General features: G+C 70.0%; 1 protein-coding gene. It reads right to left on the bottom strand.

The window, feature by feature from the left end; translation table 11 throughout:
- The coding region (locus tag EOD15_RS35345) for a DNA-processing protein DprA (RefSeq protein ID WP_148129859.1) at positions 1-514 on the bottom strand (514 nt) is incomplete at both ends.

Below are 514 nucleotides of genomic sequence, written 5' to 3'. Positions count from 1 at the left end.
CCGCCACTGGCGTCGGGCCGAGCGCCTCGACGACGCGGGCGCGGTCGCTTTCGCCGGGCGGTGGTGTGGCCGAGAAGTCGGGCGGCTCTTCGAACGGCGGCACGTCGGGCGCTCGCATGCCGGTCAGCGGGGCGATTGCCCTGGAAATATCCGATGCCTCGGTGACTAGGGTGGCGCCATCCTTGAGTAGGCCGTTGGTACCGGCGGCGCGTGGATCGAGCGGTGAGCCCGGTACGGCGAAGACCAGTCGGCCCATTTCGCCGGCAAGCCTGGCGCTGATCAGGGAGCCCGAGCGTTGCGCTGCCTCGACCACCACCAGCCCAAGGACCGCACCCGCGACAAGGCGGTTGCGGCGCGGAAAATCCTGGGCGCGCGGCTGCCAGCCGAAAGGCATCTCTGAAATGATGGCGCCGCGCTCGGCGATTTCCTCGCACAGGCGGGCATTTTCAGGCGGGTAAGGCAGGTCGAGACCGCCAGCCAGGACGCCGATCGTGCCGGTGGCCAGGCTGCCCTG

It is taken from the genome of Mesorhizobium sp. M7A.T.Ca.US.000.02.2.1, from assembly GCF_003996995.1.
Taxonomy (GTDB): domain Bacteria; phylum Pseudomonadota; class Alphaproteobacteria; order Rhizobiales; family Rhizobiaceae; genus Mesorhizobium.
The sequence above is the reverse complement of the archived record's forward strand: the minus strand, read 5'-3'. Positions and strand labels throughout refer to the sequence as shown.